The sequence below is a fragment of the Chitinophaga tropicalis genome (assembly GCF_009758205.1).
In the GTDB taxonomy this organism is placed as follows: Bacteria; Bacteroidota; Bacteroidia; order Chitinophagales; family Chitinophagaceae; genus Chitinophaga; species Chitinophaga tropicalis.
This window is the reverse complement of sequence record NZ_WRXN01000001.1, coordinates 462,925-482,753: the sequence shown is the minus strand read 5'-3', so window position 1 is coordinate 482,753 and position 19,829 is coordinate 462,925. Positions and strand designations below refer to the sequence as shown.

17 protein-coding genes are annotated in these 19,829 nt (G+C 45.5%); 7 read left to right on the top strand and 10 right to left on the bottom strand.

The window, feature by feature from the left end; translation table 11 throughout:
• Window positions 1-40 precede the first annotated feature (40 nt).
• The 3 genes from GO493_RS02015 to dnaN form a co-directional block, all read right to left on the bottom strand.
• The gene (locus tag GO493_RS02015; RefSeq protein ID WP_157304388.1) at window positions 41-301 is read right to left on the bottom strand and encodes a hypothetical protein; all 261 of its coding nucleotides are present in this window, start codon (window positions 299-301) and stop codon (window positions 41-43) included.
• A gap of 12 nt (window positions 302-313) precedes the next feature.
• A complete protein-coding gene (locus GO493_RS02010) occupies window positions 314-1,144 on the bottom strand; it encodes a sterol desaturase family protein (protein ID WP_157304387.1) in 831 nt (276 codons plus the stop codon).
• Window positions 1,145-1,402: 258 nt separating this feature from the next.
• Window positions 1,403-2,521, bottom strand: a complete 1,119-nt coding sequence (gene dnaN / locus GO493_RS02005; protein WP_157304386.1) for a DNA polymerase III subunit beta — start codon at window positions 2,519-2,521, stop codon at window positions 1,403-1,405.
• 388 nt (window positions 2,522-2,909) lie between these two features.
• On the opposite strand from dnaN, the gene GO493_RS02000 reads away from it, so the two are divergent.
• On the top strand, window positions 2,910-4,169 hold the full coding sequence (locus GO493_RS02000; protein ID WP_157304385.1) for a pyridoxal phosphate-dependent aminotransferase: 1,260 nt from the start codon (window positions 2,910-2,912) through the stop codon (window positions 4,167-4,169).
• 88 nt (window positions 4,170-4,257) lie between these two features.
• Here GO493_RS02000 and GO493_RS01995 read toward each other — a convergent pair whose 3' ends face one another.
• Window positions 4,258-4,752, bottom strand: coding sequence for a hypothetical protein (locus GO493_RS01995; RefSeq protein WP_157304384.1), 495 nt, complete (start codon window positions 4,750-4,752; stop codon window positions 4,258-4,260).
• Between the two features lie 329 nt (window positions 4,753-5,081).
• Between GO493_RS01995 and GO493_RS01990 the strand changes: the two genes are divergently transcribed.
• From GO493_RS01990 to GO493_RS01965, 6 genes are all read left to right on the top strand, one after another.
• Window positions 5,082-5,693 carry a TetR/AcrR family transcriptional regulator gene (locus tag GO493_RS01990; RefSeq protein ID WP_157304383.1) on the top strand — a complete coding sequence of 204 codons (612 nt, stop codon included), beginning with the start codon at window positions 5,082-5,084 and terminating at the stop codon, window positions 5,691-5,693.
• Window positions 5,694-5,702: 9 nt separating this feature from the next.
• Window positions 5,703-6,314, top strand: coding sequence for a TetR/AcrR family transcriptional regulator (locus GO493_RS01985; RefSeq protein WP_157304382.1), 612 nt, complete (start codon window positions 5,703-5,705; stop codon window positions 6,312-6,314).
• Between the two features lie 93 nt (window positions 6,315-6,407).
• On the top strand, window positions 6,408-7,769 hold the full coding sequence (locus tag GO493_RS01980; protein ID WP_157304381.1) for a TolC family protein: 1,362 nt from the start codon (window positions 6,408-6,410) through the stop codon (window positions 7,767-7,769).
• 83 nt (window positions 7,770-7,852) lie between these two features.
• Window positions 7,853-8,914, top strand: coding sequence for an efflux RND transporter periplasmic adaptor subunit (locus GO493_RS01975; RefSeq protein WP_157304380.1), 1,062 nt, complete (start codon window positions 7,853-7,855; stop codon window positions 8,912-8,914).
• Window positions 8,915-8,920: 6 nt separating this feature from the next.
• Window positions 8,921-12,100 carry an efflux RND transporter permease subunit gene (locus GO493_RS01970; protein ID WP_157304379.1) on the top strand — a complete coding sequence of 1,060 codons (3,180 nt, stop codon included), beginning with the start codon at window positions 8,921-8,923 and terminating at the stop codon, window positions 12,098-12,100.
• 155 nt (window positions 12,101-12,255) lie between these two features.
• Window positions 12,256-13,176: a hypothetical protein gene (locus tag GO493_RS01965; protein WP_157304378.1), complete on the top strand. Its 921-nt coding sequence runs from the start codon at window positions 12,256-12,258 to the stop codon at window positions 13,174-13,176.
• A gap of 127 nt (window positions 13,177-13,303) precedes the next feature.
• On the opposite strand, the gene GO493_RS01960 is transcribed toward GO493_RS01965, so the two are convergent.
• The 6 genes from GO493_RS01960 to GO493_RS01935 form a co-directional block, all read right to left on the bottom strand.
• The gene (locus tag GO493_RS01960; RefSeq protein WP_157304377.1) at window positions 13,304-14,719 is read right to left on the bottom strand and encodes a nicotinate phosphoribosyltransferase; all 1,416 of its coding nucleotides are present in this window, start codon (window positions 14,717-14,719) and stop codon (window positions 13,304-13,306) included.
• A gap of 11 nt (window positions 14,720-14,730) precedes the next feature.
• A complete protein-coding gene (locus GO493_RS01955) occupies window positions 14,731-15,642 on the bottom strand; it encodes an NUDIX domain-containing protein (RefSeq protein WP_157304376.1) in 912 nt (303 codons plus the stop codon).
• A gap of 403 nt (window positions 15,643-16,045) precedes the next feature.
• Window positions 16,046-16,822, bottom strand: coding sequence for an alpha/beta fold hydrolase (locus tag GO493_RS01950; protein ID WP_232538718.1), 777 nt, complete (start codon window positions 16,820-16,822; stop codon window positions 16,046-16,048).
• Between the two features lie 148 nt (window positions 16,823-16,970).
• Entirely contained in the window at window positions 16,971-17,657 is a 687-nt protein-coding gene (locus tag GO493_RS01945; RefSeq protein WP_157304374.1) for an NUDIX hydrolase, read from the bottom strand.
• 21 nt (window positions 17,658-17,678) lie between these two features.
• A complete protein-coding gene (locus tag GO493_RS01940) occupies window positions 17,679-18,089 on the bottom strand; it encodes a hypothetical protein (protein ID WP_157304373.1) in 411 nt (136 codons plus the stop codon).
• Window positions 18,090-18,127: 38 nt separating this feature from the next.
• The gene (locus GO493_RS01935; protein ID WP_232538759.1) at window positions 18,128-19,744 is read right to left on the bottom strand and encodes a M20/M25/M40 family metallo-hydrolase; all 1,617 of its coding nucleotides are present in this window, start codon (window positions 19,742-19,744) and stop codon (window positions 18,128-18,130) included.
• Window positions 19,745-19,829 lie beyond the last annotated feature (85 nt).

Here is a 19,829-nt window from a genome sequence, read left to right as displayed (position 1 = left end):
ATGGACTATGTTTTTTTTGAAATCATTATAGGCTGACCCACTAGTTATACATCTGCCATAGCGCTACAGCACAGGCAACAACGGCCATGAAAATACCTGCTGTAGCAACCTGCATATCATCAATATTTCTACGAGCCTTTAAAACGGACAACCCGCCCATTATAATTGCCGCAATGCCCAACACCAGGGCCGTACTGGGGGTTTTTGCCACGAAGGCATAAACAGCGGCAAAGATGCCTGCAAACATGGAAATGAAGCAGACAATTTTGGTGGACGTGGAAGAAGTGGTGTGCTGTTGCATAACGTTTACGATTTAATTTATAGTAATACTGTCCTTAACCGTTCTGTTACTATCTTCCCAGGGCACTTTCAACAACGTTCCTATTTCCTGGTAACGCGGCTCCCGGTATTCGTCCAGCCCATACTGAAGGGCAGTCACATCCTTTACTTTCACGAATGTGCCGAAGAGGCGGTCCCACAAGGAAAAGATATTAGCGTAATTAGAATCTGTTTCCGGCTGGTAATGGCTGTGATGCACCTTATGCATATCGGGCGATACGATAATCCAGCTAAGGGCATTGTCCAGCCATTTGGGCAGACGGATATTTGCATGATTGAACTGCGACATAAGAGCGGAAATGGTCTGGTAAAGCATTACCATCCAGATGGGAACTCCCATTGTCAGGATGGCCAGCAATAAGGCCACTACGCGGAAAACACTTTCTACAGGATGATGTCTTAATGCGGTGGTAGCATCTACAGCAGTGTCTATATGGTGGATCTTGTGAAAATGCCACATCCAGGCTATTTTATGCTGGATAAGATGCACAAGATAAGCGCCTATAAGATCCAGCATAAGCAGGGCCAGTATACAGTGAAGCCAGCCGGGGGCGTTAAGAAGGTATATAAGGCCAAACTGGTTACGGCTTGTCCATTCAGAAGCTGCCACTATCATGAAGGCGAAACCCAGGTTTACAATGGCTGTAGTAAGGGTAAAGAACAGGTTGGTACCGGCATGTTTATACCTGTTCCCCCTGAGAGCAAGGCGGGGAATAGCCCCTTCTGCTATCCAGAGAACAAGCAGGCCGCCTGCAAGTAATGCAGTGCGAAACCAGGAAGGAATATCATTAAAAAATTCTTCCATACGGGAATTGTTGAGTAACATGCAACATCATGATGCATGAGGGTATCACTGATCGTAAAACGTCGAATAATTCCTGGGGTAATAAAGCCGTTACTGTCCTGTCTTTCTGACTATTAATTTACGACTTTTTCAAATAATATTTCTTTGAAGTACGAGTTTCCTGTCAGCAAAATAACTGCTGAAAGTCATTGCTGGTAAAGAAAAAAGCAATCTCCTTGTGAGAGATTGCTTTATAAATAAGTATAAGTTTTTAGTTGTTTAATTGTTCAGCATGAGTGGCATGACCAGCATCAGCAGATCTTCATTTTCTTCCTTCTCGGAAGGTTTCAGGATGCCTGCTTTTGTGGGGGTAGACAGCTCGACAGTGATCTCATCTCCTTCTGCGGCATTGAGCATTTCAATGAGGAATTTGGCGTTGAAAGCGATCTGCATGTCATCGCCGGTATACTGGCAGCTCATGCGCTCGTTTCCTTCAAAAGAGAAGTCAACATCCTGTGCGGAGAGCTGAAGCTCGCTGCCGGTAATATTCAGGGCTACCTGATTCGTGCTTTTATTGGCAAATACGCCTACACGTTTCAGTGCGTTCTGGAAATCTCCTTTCACCAGTGTAAGGCGGTATGGGTTATCTTTAGGGATCACCACTTTATAGTCAGGGAACCTTGCGTCAATGAGGCGGCAGATCATCTGGGCGCCATCATGTGTTACAAAGAAGTGGTTCTGGCTGTAAGCTATTTTGATCTCGCTGTCATTATCAGGCAATGCAGATTTCAGCAGGTTCAAAGGTTTTTTAGGCACAATGAAGGAATCTGCTTTAGGGCATTCAATACCTGTCCTTACATATTTTACGAGGCGGTGAGCGTCTGTGGCAACGAAAGTGAGGCTGTTGGGCGTCATTTCGAAGAACACGCCTGTCATAGCCGGGCGGAGATCGTCATTGCTAACGGCAAACAGCGTTTTGTTGATAGCTGTTACCAGCGCTGTAGATGTAAGGGAGAAAGAAGTAGTATCGTCTGCTGCGGGTTCTTTGGGGAAATTCTCAGGATTTTCGCCCATTACCTTGTACTTCCCGTTATCGGAAGTAATTTCCACCGCATAAGAATTAAGATCTATATGAAAAGTGAGTGGCTGATCGGGCAGGTTCTTGAGAGAATCCATCAGGATCTTGGCCGGTATGCAGATACGTCCGCTTTCTTTGGCTTCCACCTCCAGCTTTACCTTCATTACAGTCTCGAGGTCTGTAGCAACTACAGTAAGTTCGTTTTTGTCGATGAGGAAAAGGAAATCTTCCAATATAGGCAATACCGTATTAGAGTTAATCACCCCGCTGATCTGCTGCAATTGTTTTAACAAAGTAGAGGAAGAAACGATAAATTTCATGTGATATATTGTATTTAACTTTTTCGTATTTGATGAAATGAGCGGCTGTAAAGGCCGTAAGGTGTTAACCCGGTTCAGTTCACAAAACTGCTTTTAAAAATAAGGCTTTTCAGAAAGCAAACAAAGATAGAAAGATTTGTCAATCTACGAACACAGGCGTAAAGCAGGTATGCGGTTTCATAAATTTATGGGGTGTTGCAAACATTACGGCAAAATGCAATGTTAGATGAATTGATGTTATTTGTTCTTATTATTGAACTAAATTCAATAATTCGTCTCTGAATTATAATGTTGTGAAAAAATTTGCCATTTGTTTTAAATGATGTTCATATCAGTTAGCTTTGCGGGCGCAAAAAAATAATTTTTAAAAACTAAAATCTTTTGGGTTATGAAACTGTCTCATTTAGCCGAAACGTTGATCGGGTCTGAAATTATTAAGCTGGCCGGTGAGATAAAGGAGAAGCAGGCCAAGGGCGAGAAGATCTACAATTTTACGATTGGGGATTTTGACCCCAAGGTATTCCCTATTCCGGCTGAATTTGAGGAAGAGATCATAAAAGCCTATAAAGAAGGACTGACCAACTACCCTCCTGCAGACGGTATTCTTGATCTGAGAAAAGCAGTGGGCGAGTTCATTTCAGAACATGAACAGCTCACCTACGACCCAACCAGGGAAATAGTTATCTCCTGCGGCGGCCGTCCTATTATCTATGCCACTTTCAGAACTATTGTAGACAGAGGTGAGAAGGTTGTATATGCCACACCATCCTGGAACAATAATCACTATACTCATTTTCTTGAGGCAGAGCACGTAGTGCTGGAAACAAAACCGGAAAATGACTTTATGCCTACTGCGGCTGAACTGAAGCCTTTACTGAAAGGAGCTACCCTGCTGGCGCTTTGCTCTCCGCAGAACCCAACAGGTACCACCTTTGGCAAGCAGCAGCTGGAAGAGATCTGCGACCTGGTAATTGCTGAAAACAAAAGCCGTGGCGCCGGAGAAAAACCACTGTATGTCCTGTTTGACCAGATGTACTGGGTGCTCACCTTCGGTAAAACACAGCACTATTCTCCTGTACACCTGCGTCCTGAGCTGAGGGATTATACCATCTTCATAGACGGTATGAGTAAAGCATTTGCCGCTACCGGTGTAAGAGTAGGCTGGGCACTGGGACCTGCACATGTAATTGGCAAAATGAAAGCTATCCTGTCTCACGTAGGCGCCTGGAGCCCTATGGCAGAACAGCATGCAGCTGCCCGTTACCTGCGCCGTAAAGACGAAGTGAACGCTTACCTGAAGAAATTCAAAGGAGAAGTAGAAGAGCGTCTGCAAAAGATCTACGAAGGATTTGACAGCCTGAAAAAAGCGGGTCATCCTGTAGATGCAGTTGCACCACAGGCGGCTATCTACCTGACATTGAAAATTGACCTGGTGGGTAAAACCACTGCAGATGGTAAAAAGCTGGAAGATCAGGCTGCTGTTACTTCCTATATCCTGGACGAAGCTAAACTGGGCCTGGTGCCTTTCTACGCTTTCGGTTCAGCCAAGAACTCTCCATGGTACCGCCTGAGCGTTGGTACCTGCGTGAAGGAAGAGATCCCTGCAATGATTGCACAATTGAAAGCTGCGCTGGAGAAACTGAAATAGATCTTAAATGGCAAGCTAGGATAAATAAAAGGAAGAAAGGCCGTCCCGGATGGGGCGGCCTTCTTTCTATAAGGTTTGTGTTGCGGTATTACCTATCCCTGTTTTTCTTTCCTCCCTTTCCTTTATTGCCGTGATTACCATTATTGCCATGGTCTTTTTTCCACTGGCCATGCTGGGGATGACCCCGGTTTACAAAGTACTTCTCTTCTTTACTGTCTCTGATAGATACCTGATCATGTTTACCCCTGAACCCTGAATATTCATTCATATACCTGTCATGATGGAGGTAAGGCCTGTCAACATTATTGATCACCACCTTATGACCGGTGTACACATTATAGCTGGCATAGCGGGAAGGTAAAGACCTGGACCTTTTCCAGGCATTGCCGTTCCTGTAGATGTATACACGCTCAGGAACGTAATAGTATGTCTGAATATCCGGCAGGTAATAATAATCTACATAATCATATCCGACAGGTCCCCACGCCGGCTGTGAACCTATATTGATACTTACACTTACCTGAGCCCTTGTTGTAACTGTAAAGCCTGTAATGGCAATCAGCATGAGCATTAACTTTTTCATATAGATTGATTTTGAACTAAGTAATGCAAATGGAATGCCTTATCCTGCCAAAGTCGTTTTTCCGGGATGTATACCGGAAATCTGTCTGCTAAGGGCCGAAAATAAGATATCAAAATATGTAACCGCCGGCAATGAAAATTCAGACTACTACGAGATATTCAGGACAAATAATTGTATAATCGATTGATTATCATTTATGGTAATTTGACTTTTCTACTTTCTGACTTTTAAGTTCAGAAAGTTAATGTATTGTTAAATGGTCAACTTGTTTCACTATTAATAGAAAAGTTCCTATTTTTGACCCAGAAACTTAAAAAGTCAAAAAGTTAATGCTTGCTGAGACCAAAGATGAAATGAGGGAGAAGATCCTTGACGCGGCTTTAAAGAGGTTCATGCATTATGGTGCGGGTAAAACCACCATGAATGAGATTGCAGACGATCTGCACTGCTCAAAGGCATCGTTATATTATTACTTCTCTGACAAGAAAGCGCTCCATAACGCAGTGCTGGTGAAGACAGGGATAGCTTTTTATGAAGAACAGGAGGCAGAAGCGGAGAATGGCTCTTCAGCCACGGACATTCTGCAGAACATCATTGAGATCAAAAAACAGTTCGTTGAGCGGTTCAGACGCCTGGAACTGTTCAAGATACTGACAGACAAATCTGAAGATATCCAGAAGATAATAGCAGAGTTGGCTGAGCGGGAATATAAGATGCTCACAAAGATATTTGAGAAAGGCATGGCTACGGGAGAGTTTGAAAAGAGAGATGCGCGTGAAATAGCAGAACTTTACCATCATGCCATGGAAGGACTGAGGTTTACAAGAATGGATTGTTTTACAGACAGGATACAGGACATAGACGAAGAACAATTTGGAAGAATAATAGCACAGCAGAAACTGCTGACGGAAATTTTCATGAGAGGACTTAGGAAACATTAAACAGGAAAGATGCCAGTTAAAGAACGGATATTGGAAACGGCGTTAAGGATGTTCAGAATGTATGGTATTAAGAGTGTAACGATGTTTGATATATCAAGGGAGAGCGGGGTGTCGAAGAAAACGGTATATGAACATTTTAAAGACAAAGAAGAACTGGTGCAGGAAGGGATGCGGTTTGTCCAGGATGGACATGAACAGCATCTGACAGATTTCCGTCAGCATTCTGCCAATGCTATTGAAGAATTGATGAAACAGGGAGAATACATGGTGATGTTGGGTAAAACGATAAACCCGGTCATGTTGTATGAGTTGCAGAAGTATCTCCCTAATGTCTGGAAACAGATAGAAACATTCCAGGAAGATTGCCTGCTACAGGCAATTACAGCAAACCTGCAGAGAGGAATAAAAGAAGAAATATACAGAAAGGACCTAAGACTGGATATAGTAGCGCGTATGCGCCAGCTACAACTGGAAACGGTGTTTGATCAGCATCAGTTTCCCGGCGCAAAGTTCAACATGCACGAAGTGATTGAACAGATCACCATGAACTTCGTACTTGGTATCAGCACAGAGAAAGGACGTAAGATTGCAGAGAAACATCTGCAGATACTTGAAAATTAAAGCCAACAACTAAAAAAACATCTGTTGCTCCGGCAGGAGCTCCCCTTCAGGTAAGAAGGACCGACAGGAACAAAAATCAAAGTACACATACGGATGAAAAGGATAATGTTAACGCTTATTCTCTTAATGGGAATAGGGGGCTATACTTCCTATGCGCAATCGGAACTGACGCTGCAGGAATGCCTGAAATATGCACTGGCAAATAACCAGCAACTGGCGCGCACCCGCATGGAAGAAGACATGGGCCGCTACAAGACCAGTGAAGTAAGAGCCAGAGCGCTGCCACAGGTAAGCGCACAGGGGCAGTATACCAACAACATCAAGCAACAGGTATTGGCTGTTCCGGGAGAATTCCTGGGAGGTGAACCGGGAACTACAGCATTGCTGAAAGCAGGTACGAAACATAACGTAGCCGTTTCAGGAGCGCTTACACAGACCATATTCGACCAGTCTGTATTTACCGGCCTGAAAGCAGCAAAAGCGGGTGAAGAATACTACGCTATGCAAACATACCAGAGTGAAGAAACTGTGATCTACAACGTAACACAATTGTATTATAACGCGCTGGTGTCCCGTGAGAAAATAACTGTACTGGACGCTAACATAGCACAGATGACCAAACTGGTGGAAACCACTGCTTCCCAGGTAGAGAACGGCCTTGCTAAAAAGATAGACCTGGACCGTATGCGTGTAAACCTGACCAACTATAAAACACAACGTACCCAGGCACAGAACCAGTTCCAGATCCAGTCCAACCAGCTGAAACAACAAATGGGCATGCCCGTGGCAACAAGCCTGGAACTGCCTAAAGCTTCTTTTAAAGAAATTGAAAGCAAAGCTACCGAAGTAGATTTTGGTGGCATGTCGCTCGATAACAGGATAGAATACAGACTGCTGAAGAAACAGGAAGAGCTGCAGCAGTATCAGAAGAAAGCATACCAGGCAGAATACTACCCTTCCCTTTCATTAGGAGGCAACTATTCCTACAACGGTATCAGTAACAAATTTGATCTTCTCAAGTCAAAATCAGGTGGCTCTACTGCCAGCTGGTATGATATGGCATCAGTGAACCTGACCCTGAAAATACCCATCTTCGATGGTTGGGCACGCCGCTCAAGGGTAAGGCAGTCAGAGGTAACACTGAGACAACTGTCAAAAGATGTTGAAGCCACTACCCTTCAGCTCAATACCCAGTATGAAAATGCAAAACTGCAGGTACAGAATAATCTGAATACCATCAAAGCGCAGAGAGAGAACGTAGATCTTGCCAATGAAGTATACAGTTCTACACAGAACAACTATAACCTTGGCCTGGCTAACCTGACAGACCTGCTGGATGCAGAAACATCTCTGGTATCAGCACAGAACAACTACAATGAAGCACTGCTTCAGTATAAGCTGGCAGAGCTGGATATCATCAAATCAAACGGCAATCTTAAAAGCCTGGTGAAATAATTAACATACTACCTTAAAACGGATAGTGTTTCAGTTCGGCCCGAAGGGCCAGACAACAACTTAAAACTGTATACTAGAATTATATGAAAAAGATCCTCATCTGGAGCATAGTGACCATAGCAGCGGTTGTATTGATTATGTGGAAGCTGGGCGCCAATAAAAAAGCCAACGAAGCTAAAACGGAGTTTGTAAAGCAGAGCAATGCGGGTGAAGTACCCGTACTGGTGGAGAAAGTAGCGAAATCCGATTTTTCACAGGGCTTTCAGTCCAATGGTAACTTCACGCCCGTTCGTGAACTGACCTACCTGGCAGAAACTGCCGGCCGTATCACCAAACTGCTGGTAGATGAAGGTAGTGTAGTACGTCAGGGGCAGATCATTGCACATGTAGATGGAGAAATACTGGGTACAGACCTGTCAGCCGCCAAAACCAACCTTGAACAGCTGAGGGTAGATAAAGAAAGATATGAAGCTGCATTTAAAACAGGTGGTGTAACTAAAAAGCAGGTGGACGACGCCGTGCTGCAATATGAACTGCAGAAAACAAAATATGAAGCAGCCAGCCGCCGTGTAAGCGATACCTATATCAAAGCCCCCATAGGTGGTGTGATCAACAAAAAATATATAGAACAGGGCGCTTACCTCTCTGTAGGAAATAAACTGTTTGATATTGTAGACGTATCCCGTCTGAAACTGGCAGTTTCTGTTCCGGAGTTCCAGGTAGTGAACCTGAAGGAAGGAGATAAAGTGAGAGTGACTTCCAGCGTATTCCCTGAAATGAATTATGAAGGCCGTGTAACCTTCATTGCCGCGAAAGGTGATAATACATTCAACTACCCGGTAGAAATGGAAGTGCTGAATAACACCGGTAAGCAGCTGAGAGCCGGTATGTACGGTACTGCTCATTTTGAAATGAAAGATGCATTACCTGCTATCCTGGTAGCACGCACCGCTTTTGTGGGTGGCGTAAACAGCAACCAGGTATATGTAATGGAAAACAATATTGCTAAACTGCGTAAAGTAGTAGCAGGACATATTTATGGAGACAAGGTGGAGATCAGGGAAGGATTGAATGAAGGAGAAACTGTTATTACCAGCGGACAGATCAACCTGGTAGACGGAGTTAAAGTAACGGTGCAAAAATAATCAACTATGAAGATCACAGAAGTATCCATAAAACGACCCACAATAGTGGTGGTGGTATTCACCATCCTTACATTGCTGGGTGTGATGAGTTACAAATCGCTCAGTTATGAGCTGCTGCCGAAGTTTGAATCGCCGGTGGTAACCATTGCAACCGTATATCCCGGTGCATCTCCGAAAGAGGTAGAGAGCACTATCACCAAAAAGATAGAAGATGCAGTAGCATCGATGGAGAAGATAAAGAAGATCATGTCAAAGTCTTCTGAAAGCTTATCTACCGTTACTGTAGAGCTGAATAATGACGCCAATGTTGATATTGCCATGCAGGATGCCCAGCGTAAAGTGAACGCTATCCTGTCAGACCTTCCTTCAGATGCAAAGGCGCCGTCTCTCACCAAATTCTCCCTGTCTGACCTGCCTATCATGACCCTGTCAGTTACTGCCAACATGGAAAGTAAACTGTTCTATGACCTGGTAGATAAAAAGCTGCAGCCGTTGTTATCCCGTTTGCCGGGGGTGGCGCAGATATCACTGATAGGTGGACAGGAACGCGAGATACAGGTGAATATAGACCCCAATAAACTTGAGGCATATAAACTTTCTATTAACCAGGTAAGGCAGACAGTTACCAATGCTAACATGGACTTCCCTACCGGTAAAGTGAAAACAACAGACCAGCAGATCCTGATCCGCCTGGCGGGTAAGTATAAAGATGTAGACCAGCTGCGTAACCTTGTTCTCACAACAACAGCAGATGGTACACAGATACGCCTGAGCGACGTGGCAGATGTGCAGGATGCACAGAAAGACGTAGAACGTATAGCCCGTGTGGATGGTGCAAACGCTATTGCCCTGCAGGTGCAGAAACAGACAGACGCCAACGCCGTGACTGTGAGCGAGGAGATGAAAAAAGCCATCACCCGTGTAGAAAAAGATTATGCAACCAGCAACCTGAAGATCTTCATTGCGAACGACTCTTCAGACTTTACACTGGAATCTGCAGACTCTGTGATCCATGACCTGATCATTGCGGTAATACTGGTGGCGGCAGTAATGCTGTTGTTCCTGCACAGTATCAGGAGCGCCGTTTTCGTGATGATCTCTATCCCAGCCTCCCTGGTAGCAACATTTATTGGTATGAAGCTGTTCGGTTTCTCACTGAACCTGATGTCCCTGCTGGGTCTGTCACTGGTGGTAGGTATCCTGGTAGATGACGCTATCGTGGTACTGGAAAACATTTACCGTCATATGGAGATGGGCAAGAACAGGGTACGTGCAGCATTTGACGGCGTGAAAGAAATAGGCTTTACCGTTACTTCAATTACCCTGGTGATAGTGGTTGTATTCCTGCCCATCTCATTAACGAGCGGGCTGGTATCAATGATCCTGAGGGAGTTCTGTGTGGTGGTAATGATCTCAACTATGCTGAGTTTGCTCTCATCCTTTATGATCGTGCCGCTGTTATCCTCCCGTTTTGGCAGGCTGGAACATATTACAGGTAAAAACCTCTTTGAGAAATTCATTCTCTGGTTTGAAAGGCAGTTGCAGAAGTTCACCGACTGGATGACCGGTATCCTGAAATGGGCGCTGAACCATAAAGCAATTACCCTGGTAGTGGCCATTGGCTTGCTGTTCCTGTCTTTTATGCTGCTTGGCAAAGGATATATTGGTGGCGAGTTTATTCCGAGAGGTGACCGTGGCCAGTTCATCCTGGTGCTGGAAATGCCGAAAGACGCATCGGTAGAACAAACTAACCAGGCTACACGCAAAGCGGAACAGTACCTGTCTAAAAAGCCTGAAGTAACCCGTCTGATCACCACTGTTGGTCAGACCAGTGAAGATGGCATGGGTACATCACAATCTACCGCTTACAAATCAGAGATCACGGTAATGCTGGTAGATCCTGAAAAACGTAAAGACGGTTCCGATATCTATGCGGCAAAAATGAAGGGAGAGATCAGGAATATCCTGCCTGGTGTGAAAGTGAAGACGATGAACGTAAGTATACTGGGTACTGCTGAGAATGCGCCGATAGAGCTGGTAGTAACAGGTACAGAGCTGGACAGTGTAATGGCATATGCAAAAGAAGCGAGAGCGGTGCTGGCTAAGATAGATGGTACCAGTGATGCGAAATTGTCTGTAGAGGAAGGTAACCCTGAGATCAACGTACAGGTAGACCGTGATAAAATGTCTGCCCTGGGCCTGACACTGGAAAATGTGGGCGGTACCATGCAAACAGCTTTCAGCGGAACTGCCGACGATTCCAAAATAAAATTCCGTCAGGGTGATTACGAGTACGCCATCAACCTTCGTTTCGATGACTTTAACCGTAAGAGCCTGCAGGACGTATCTAATATACAGTTTGTAAACAACCAGGGACAGCTGATACGCTTGTCGCAGTTTGCTACTGTAACCGAAGGTTCCGGCCCAAGCCGCCTGGAAAGAAGAGACAAGAATACCTCAGTATCTGTGAAAAGCCTGGTGATAGGTCGCCCTACAGGTACTGTACAAACGGAATTTGCTACAGCGCTGGAGAAACTGCGTAAGCCAACAGGTGTTTCTTTTGTATGGGCAGGTGATGCAGAGAACCAGGGAGATTCGTTTGGTACGCTGGGCGCTGCATTGCTGATCTCTATCGTAATGGTGTACCTGATCATGGTGGCGTTGTACGATAACTATATTTACCCGTTTGTGGTATTATTTTCTATCCCGCTGGCTATTATCGGAGCATTGCTGGCGCTGGCGCTTACCAATAATACCCTGAACATCTTCACCATCCTGGGTATAATCATGCTGATTGGTCTGGTGGCGAAGAACGCTATCATCCTGGTGGATTTCACCAACCAGATGAAAGAGCAGGGACAGAGCACCAATGAGGCGCTGATACATGCCAACAATGCGCGTCTCCGTCCTATCCTGATGACCACCATCGCGATGGTGATAGGTATGTTGCCTATAGCACTGGCAACCGGTGGTGTGTCCTCTATCAAGAATGGCCTGGCCTGGGTGATTATTGGTGGTCTGATCAGTTCTATGTTCCTGACACTGATAGTGGTGCCTGTAGTGTACAGAATAGTGGATAGCGCCATGAACCGCCTGGGAATGAACAAACCTTCCGCTAAACGCCTGATCCGTCAGCGCATGGTGGCACCTTATGCTGCGGAAGTTGAAGAAGCAACATTGAATTAGCAATAAAGATTTTAGTTACTAACAGTGTAACAGTTGTAGGTTTAGCTAATGGCCGGAGTAATCTTACTCCGGCCTTTTTTTAGTCATTAAGTTCAGATAATAGGAAAAGCACCGTAAATTGAGGGGTAATCACTTCATATCAACTCCCTTTTTCTATGAAAAGAGTACTTGTACTGTTGGCTTTCATCAGCCTCTCATTTGCTTCTCAGGCCCAGGAAACAACCTATACATTTACAAACGCTGTCAATCTTGTTAATCCTACCTGGATAAAACTAGGTACACTCAGTCTGCCACAACATGGTCATATGGCTAATATCCGGCTTTATGGCGGCCAGGGGTATAATGCCTGGTTAAATCAGCAGGCAGATATCGAGTTGCAGATTAAAACAGGCAACACTGCATCTACCGGTCCGGTTGGTCACGGTTTTGCTGCATATGCCTCCAGGTATGGCGGAACTGCAAACTTTCTTCCAAAGATCAGGATTGTACCTAATGAAGTGGGTGCTAACCCTACGGTATTTGTTGTCTACTTATTTGTACAGCCCTACATAGGAGGCGGCTATTATACTGTTTCCAAAGACGGTTCTACCACATGGACTAATGCTATGGAAGTTGCGGCTGAACCAACCACCGGAATTTATGAAGTACCCTTTTTCTTCAGGACACAGAATGATACATACCTGGCCGGTGACAACTTCTTTATTTCCAATACCACTGGAAACGTAGGCATCGGTACTATCAGCCCGCAGGAAAAACTGGCGGTGAACGGTACAATTCTTGCCCGGAAGTTAAAAATAACAACAACAGGCTGGCCTGACTATGTTTTTGCTCCCGGATATGAGCTGCCATCTGTTATGGAACTGGAGGAATACATTAAGGCTAACAAACACCTGCCCGAAGTACCTTCTGCAAAAGAAGTGGAAACTAACGGACAGGATATTGGAGAGATTAATAAACAATTGCTGAAAAAGCTGGAAGAACTCACGCTTTATATAATAGAGCTGAAGAAGGAGAACATCTCACAACAGGCTTCCATTAAAGCATTGGAGACAAAACTTACTTCACTGGAAAAATAAAAAAGACCGGAGTAACTTGAAGTGCCCCCTAAAAGTGTCTAACTTTTAGGGGGCCTTTTTTTATAAAAAAACGTTTGCCGGAAACTCCGGCAAACGGTATAATAGGGGGACAAATGATGGCGAACAATCAGATGGTTGCCTCTTGCTTAATATCCCTGAAGTCGTATGTTTTTACAATCTCTCCGTTTTCAAATACGGTGATCAGCTGGTCTGGCAGTTGAGGGGCTTCCTGTTCAGGCACTGTTTTATAAACGCCGTTCTCTTTCACCAGTTTCTGTTTACCGGATTTTGATTTTTTGAAAGATACCCTGGTGTTGCCGTTAGCATCCAGTTCCAGCGGATTTTTCTGAACATTGATTGCCTTACCATTCACCTGTGCAAAAGCACATTTCAGAGCGTATTCCTGCGTGTCACGGTTAACGCGTTGTAACAGGGCGCCTCCCATTCCCAATACCAGGTTTTCTGCACTGATACCGGCCTGTTTGAGGGCCTCATAGATGACAGGAATAGAAGAATAACTTATGCCATCACCCTGTATAACCCTTACCTGTGGCGGCAGTACTTTATATCCCTTTTCATTTACGGTATATCCGAAAGTTTCCATGAGGATCTCAAACACTTTGAGCAGGGTCTGAACGGCATCACCACTATCAGGGCGAATAACAAGGGTACCATCTCTTCCCAGTATCTGTTCTTTCAGTTCTGTGCCCCAGTATTCCCTACAGGCGCGGAGAATGTTGTAGGAGTCAGACACGCAGGCAATAGTACCGGTAGGGAATGTATTGAGGATGTGACGGAAGATATCTATCTCTCCTTCTTCACCCAATAAGGTAACGATAGAGTGTTCTGTTGCCGGTATAGATAATCCGGGTGCAGTTGGTGCGTTGTAATATCTTTTAGCGAAAGTGGAACCGATCAGGGTATCACTGCCGGCAAAGCTGATAAGGTGAGCGCTGCCGCCAAGACCGGCACTTTCAACAGAGCTGGCACCACGAAAACCAAAGTCGTTCAGTACAAAGTCTATACCTGCAAAAGAAGGTGCGCTGGCGGTTTCATTGTAGTAGCTGTTCACTACTTTTTTGATCTCGCGGGAAAGAGTGGCAACGGTACAGGGGTACCATACCTGCATGAGCAGTGTTTCCAGGAAGTTGGTGAGCCAGAAACATTCCGGATCTGTATTTTCTATAGTCATCAGTACATTGCGGACGGAGGTAACGGTACCTTCCGGAACGGCTTTGATACGTACCGGCAACCGGCCGCCATGTTTTTCAATGATGTACTCAAACCTGCTACGGTCAAAGACATCGTTACGGCCAAATACTTCCAGCAGGGTAGCTTCTGCTTCGTCAATTTTTTCTTTGGTGATAACCGGCCCCTGGAGATATTCCTTCAGCAGATATTGTAATCCGTAGAAAACGGTTTCTTCAAATTTACCACCGCGGCTTTCAAAATAGGAGTAGATATATTCTGTGCCGGGGATATAGAGTTTATGGTGAGAGTATTTGTAGGCGTCAGCTAATAAAATGAGGTTTTCCTTTGTCATGATTCTTAGGTTTAGTCGTTAGTAGAATATTTGTCAGCTAATTTTTCCAGGAGGGGGATGTGTGTGTATACGATCTCTCCTTTAGTGATAAGTTGTTTTATTTCGTTCACCTTTATCCAGCGCATAGCGGCCAGATCATCGTCAGCAACGGGCTCTCCGTAAATGAGGTCTGTACTGAAAAGGGTGGTGATAATTTTATCTGTTTCTGAGCGGTAACGCCAGTCGTCTACCAGCAGGGAGCATTCATATTGCATAGGCGTTGCTTCTACTGCTCCGCATTCTTCCTGTAATTCTCTTGCTGCAGCGGCTTCAAAGCTTGCGTCTGTAGGATCGGAAAAGCCACCAGGCAGTCTCCATGCCTGCTCTTCCGGTTTCCGGCCCAGCAGCAGTTCGCTGCGGTTATTGCGGAAAAGGGCTATATCAACAGTAGGATATACTTTCGGATAGAGATTGTAAGTATTATATATCACGCCTGCACGAAATTCTTCTGTATCAAATACTTTATCAGAGATAGCTTCCCGTTGGGCAGTGGCATTGAAATCCTGTACGGGAGGAAGCGCTTCTGTGGGGAAACGGCCGGAGTAAGAAGGTATGAAGCTGTCCCTGCTTCCGTATAATATAAATGTTTCGTTGGTGAAGTTGTTGCAGAGCAGTTCATCCAGTTTGCGGGACCATACTTTATCCTGCGCCTGATCACTTAACGGAAGGATGATCACATTGGGGAAGAGTTGTTTGAGCATCCGTTCGCGGGTGTAGTAATCCAGCGGATTTTTACGGCTGCCTTTTACGGGGCTGACACCAAGAACAATGATAAGCCTGTTATGTTTTTCCCTGACCTGTCTGATAAGTTCAAGGTGTCCCTGATGTAGGGTGGGTGTCTGAAACCGGGCGATAATTACTCCTGTGGGCTTTAGTGTTGTCATTGGTTTGTGTAATTATGACACAAATATATATGCGGCTCTACATATATCCAAAATAAATTTTGTAAAAAATACGCAAATGATGGTATTTAATTGATTATCAATTAAATGTTTTTTAATTTCCTTCAGAAAGAAATAGCTTTTGCCGAAGGCAAAAGCTATTTCTTTCTGAATATTTTAAGGGATTGAAAGTCAGCCCCATAATCCTGACCGTTTAGCATGCTGTTCCCCCGATGAAGGGTTCCTCCTCCTTTTCATCCTGGTTCAGGCACAATTGCTATATAGATCCTTCTACTTTCAGGTATCTTTCAAGCATGTTTAGAGTATGTTTAAAGCATGTTTAGTGTATGTATTGCGGGAGCTAAAGTGACCCACGTTACTTTCCAAAAGGAAGTACCCCCCTTCTCTATTTTCCGAGGAATGATTCTATCATATCTACCACGAACTCCGGCATCTTACTTCCTTTATCTACTGCACAGATCTCTCCTATATAGTCACCATGCCCGGAGGGGAGAATTGCCAGTCTGCCATGAGGCAGGGTGCGCGATAATTCCAGTGCATGTTCGGAAAGGATTGCCTCTGCATCACCGTTAATGACCAATGCGGGCGCCTGGATACTTTTAATAGCTGTATCCGGAATGTCTTTAAATGAGAGCATTCTGGCCACATCCCTGTTAAACATGGCCATTAACGCCTGGGGATCGGGGTTGATTTTCCGGTATGCGTCTTTCAATGGTCCGGGCATATTATCAAGTGTTGCCTGCTGCATACCTTCAAAGAAACCAGGCGCCAGGCCGTTACGTTTGCAGGTGGCAGAAGCAAGCACCAGTTTGTTGACCAGCTGCGGATGGCGGATAGCTATTTGCAATGCAGTAGTACCTCCGTTGCTGAAACCAAAGATGTCTGCCTGTTGAATATTGAGCTGTTTAAGCAGGGCGGCTACATCGTCAGCGTCCTGTTCGAAGCTCAGCGGGCGGTCAATATCGGCAGTATGGCCATGGGCCTGTAGCTCTACAGCTATTACCCGGTGGGTTTTAGCGAGTTGAGGAAGGATGTGTCCAAAAGTAGTTTCAATGGTAGAGCCTCCGCCATGTATCAGTACCAGCGGTTTTCCGCTACCGTGAACTTCATAGTACATCTTTAAGCCGTTTAAAGAGGCATAGTTTCCTGTCTGTGCGTTCATACGTAAAGAAGTTATTGTTAACAAAAGGAATATGATAAAGTGCCTGAGTTGCATTCTGTTTGTTTTAACAAAGCAAACTTACTCAGGATTACTGTGTATGCGGGGATGTGAACACGTCAATTTACAGGGGGAAATGCGTCAGATGCGGCTATATCTCAAAAGTGATACCTTCCTGTTTCAGCTGGAAGTAGCGTTCTTCATTGAAGCTGTACAGCTTTGCCGGCCTGCCTGCTGAAGGGTGTTTCTGTTTTTCATTATGCCCCATCAGTATGCCCAGGTGGTTGATCTTCTTCTGGAAATTGCGGCGGTCTATTGGTCTGTCCAATACTGTTTCATACAATTTCTCCAGGTCGGAAATTGGGAATTTCCTATCCAGCAGTTCGAAGCCTATAGGTTCATACCTGATCTTTGCCCTTAGTCTTTTTACAGCGGTGTTTACTATCCGGGCATGATCAAATGCCAGGTCCGGCAGGTTCTTCATATCGAACCAGCGGGCGTCTTCTGCGTCAGAGCTGGCTGCCAGCTTGAAGTTGGTAGGATTGACCAGTCCAAAGTAAGCCACGGAAACTACGCGGCCGCGGGGATCGCGTTCGGGTACGCCGAACGTATATAGTTGTTCAAGGTAGTTGATATGTACTCCGGCTTCGTCCTGCAATTCGCGTGTAACGGCATCTTCCAGGGTCTCGTCATCAAGTACAAAGCCTCCGGGCAGGGCCCAGCGATGCATGAAGGGAGGAATGGTGCGTTTGATGAGCAATACGGAAATGCTTTCCTTTGCGGTGTAGCCAAAAACTACCGCATCTACGCAGAGTCGTATATTTTGTTTTGGTTCCAAATCCAGTTAAAAGTTGCCCGGCTATTTTTTATTAATGTACTGTTCTATCTGTGTTGTGTCTTTATGCAGGTTAATGAACAGTGGGTTTTTCATTGGGTCAAAAGCTATGATCATGTTCTCCTGCCAGGCATCTTCCGGCTCAAAGAGCCCTATCATCACTTCCTGCCTGTTATTCCTTCTGAAGAGAAGGCTGTCTTTGGCCGCAATGTGTTTTTTGAAGCCATGACGTTCCAGGTAGTCTGTCAGCGTTTGCCTGCGCAGCAGTATTGAATCGGCGCCTGTCAGTGTATCTTTTACCGGCTGCGGCTCACGCACTACATAACTTTTCTCTGTAATGATATCAAAGGCATCGGTATTGGTACCGTCGTTACGTGTCTGATTACACGAAAAGAGCAGTGAAGCCCCGAGTGATATGATCAATACAGCTTTCATATTACAAGATTATGACGCTGCAAGATATTATAAAACGATTAGAATTGAACATTAAATACTTTTTCAGCCTCTCCCCTGATCACTTTCACTGTAGTTGTATCGCCTTTTTTAAATGAAGAGAGTGCCTGCATATAATCTTCCAGGTCTGTAATACTATGGTCTCCCAGTTGCATGATCACATCGTTGGTGAGTATGCCCGCTTTACTGGCCGGTTTGCCATCAGACACCCCATCTACCCTGATACCGGCTTTCTGCCAGGTATAATCCGGCATGATACCCAGGGTGACGGTGAACCGCGCGCTGGAGCCGGTTTGTTTGTCGCGCGTTTTAGTGAACATAAGCTTATCTGTATCGTTAGACTTTGCTACAACGTCATAGACTACTTTAATTACACGGAGCTCTCCGTCATAATTGATCTTTGCCGCTTCGTCCGATGGCTTGTGATAGTCGTTATGGGTGCCTGTAAAAAAGAACAGGACAGGAACATTTTTAAGATAGAACGAAGTATGATCTGAGGGACCAACACCTGATGAGTCATATGTAACGCGCATACCGTCCGGAATGGCATGTCTGAGCAATGCAGGCCAGGATGGCGAGGTGCCTATTCCTCCTACCTGCAGGCCTTTGGCTGTATCCAGCCGTCCTACCATATCCATATTGATCATATAGTTAAAGGTGCTGGCAGGGATGGTACTGTGCTCTGTGAAATATTTGGATCCAAAGAGCCCCAGCTCTTCGCCTGAGAAAGCGATAAAGAGGTAGTTGTATTTATGGAGGCGTGATTCTTTCAGCTGGCGGGCCAGTTCGAGAAGAGCCGCTGTACCGCTTGCATTATCGTCTGCGCCATGATGGATGGTTTTACTGCCGGGGGCCAGTGAATTGTGATCTTCCCCGTGTCCGAGGTGGTCAAAATGTGCGCCCAGTACAATAGTGCCGGGAGCTTTATTGTCAATATACCCTACCACATTGGTACCGGTACGTTTGCTGGCAGAAAAGCCCACCTGCAGGTCTATGTTGATAGTGGCGGCGTTCTCCAGGGTTTTGCTTCCGGAGTTATCCAGCCAGAGGGCGGGAATTGTGAGGGGCTCTGATGGCCGGTTAAGCCACCTGGACACGTCTGCAACATTTTCACTTCCATTGTAAAAGATCACGGCGGTAGCGCCGGATCTGGCAGCTTCCCGGGTCTGCTGCCGGTATACGTCCAGCGGATCGGCATGAGGGTTCAGCTCTACGTCTTCTTTTACATTTATCAACCAGATATTACCCGGTTCTTTTACTTCCGGGAGCACATCACCGGTCACAGTTTTCTCTGCGCTGAAGGGCAGGGGAATGAATTGCTGCCCGGCTTCCAGGTAGGTGGTGTTCACCTTCATGCGGGAAGAGCTGCTGATCTGTTTCCCTTCGCTGACAGGAAATACCTGCAGGTAGCCGCTGTCCCCCCTGGGATGGAGGCCGGCCTGTTTCATCTGGTCTGCTATATAGGCGGCAGCCAGTTGTTCTCCCGGGGTGCCGGTACGGCGGCCATCCAGCTTATCGCTGGCCAGGTAGGTAATGTGGGATTGAAGATTTCCCAGTGTTTTCCGGTCTGCCTTTTTCTGCGCGTTTACTAATATAAAGGGTAATAACAGTGTCAGTAGCGATGCAGTGTGCTTCATCACAAGTTGCTGGTTTTAAAAGTATAAGAGCATGGACGTTAACTTTGCAAATATAGAGATATCCATGATCTGCCCTGAGAAAGGC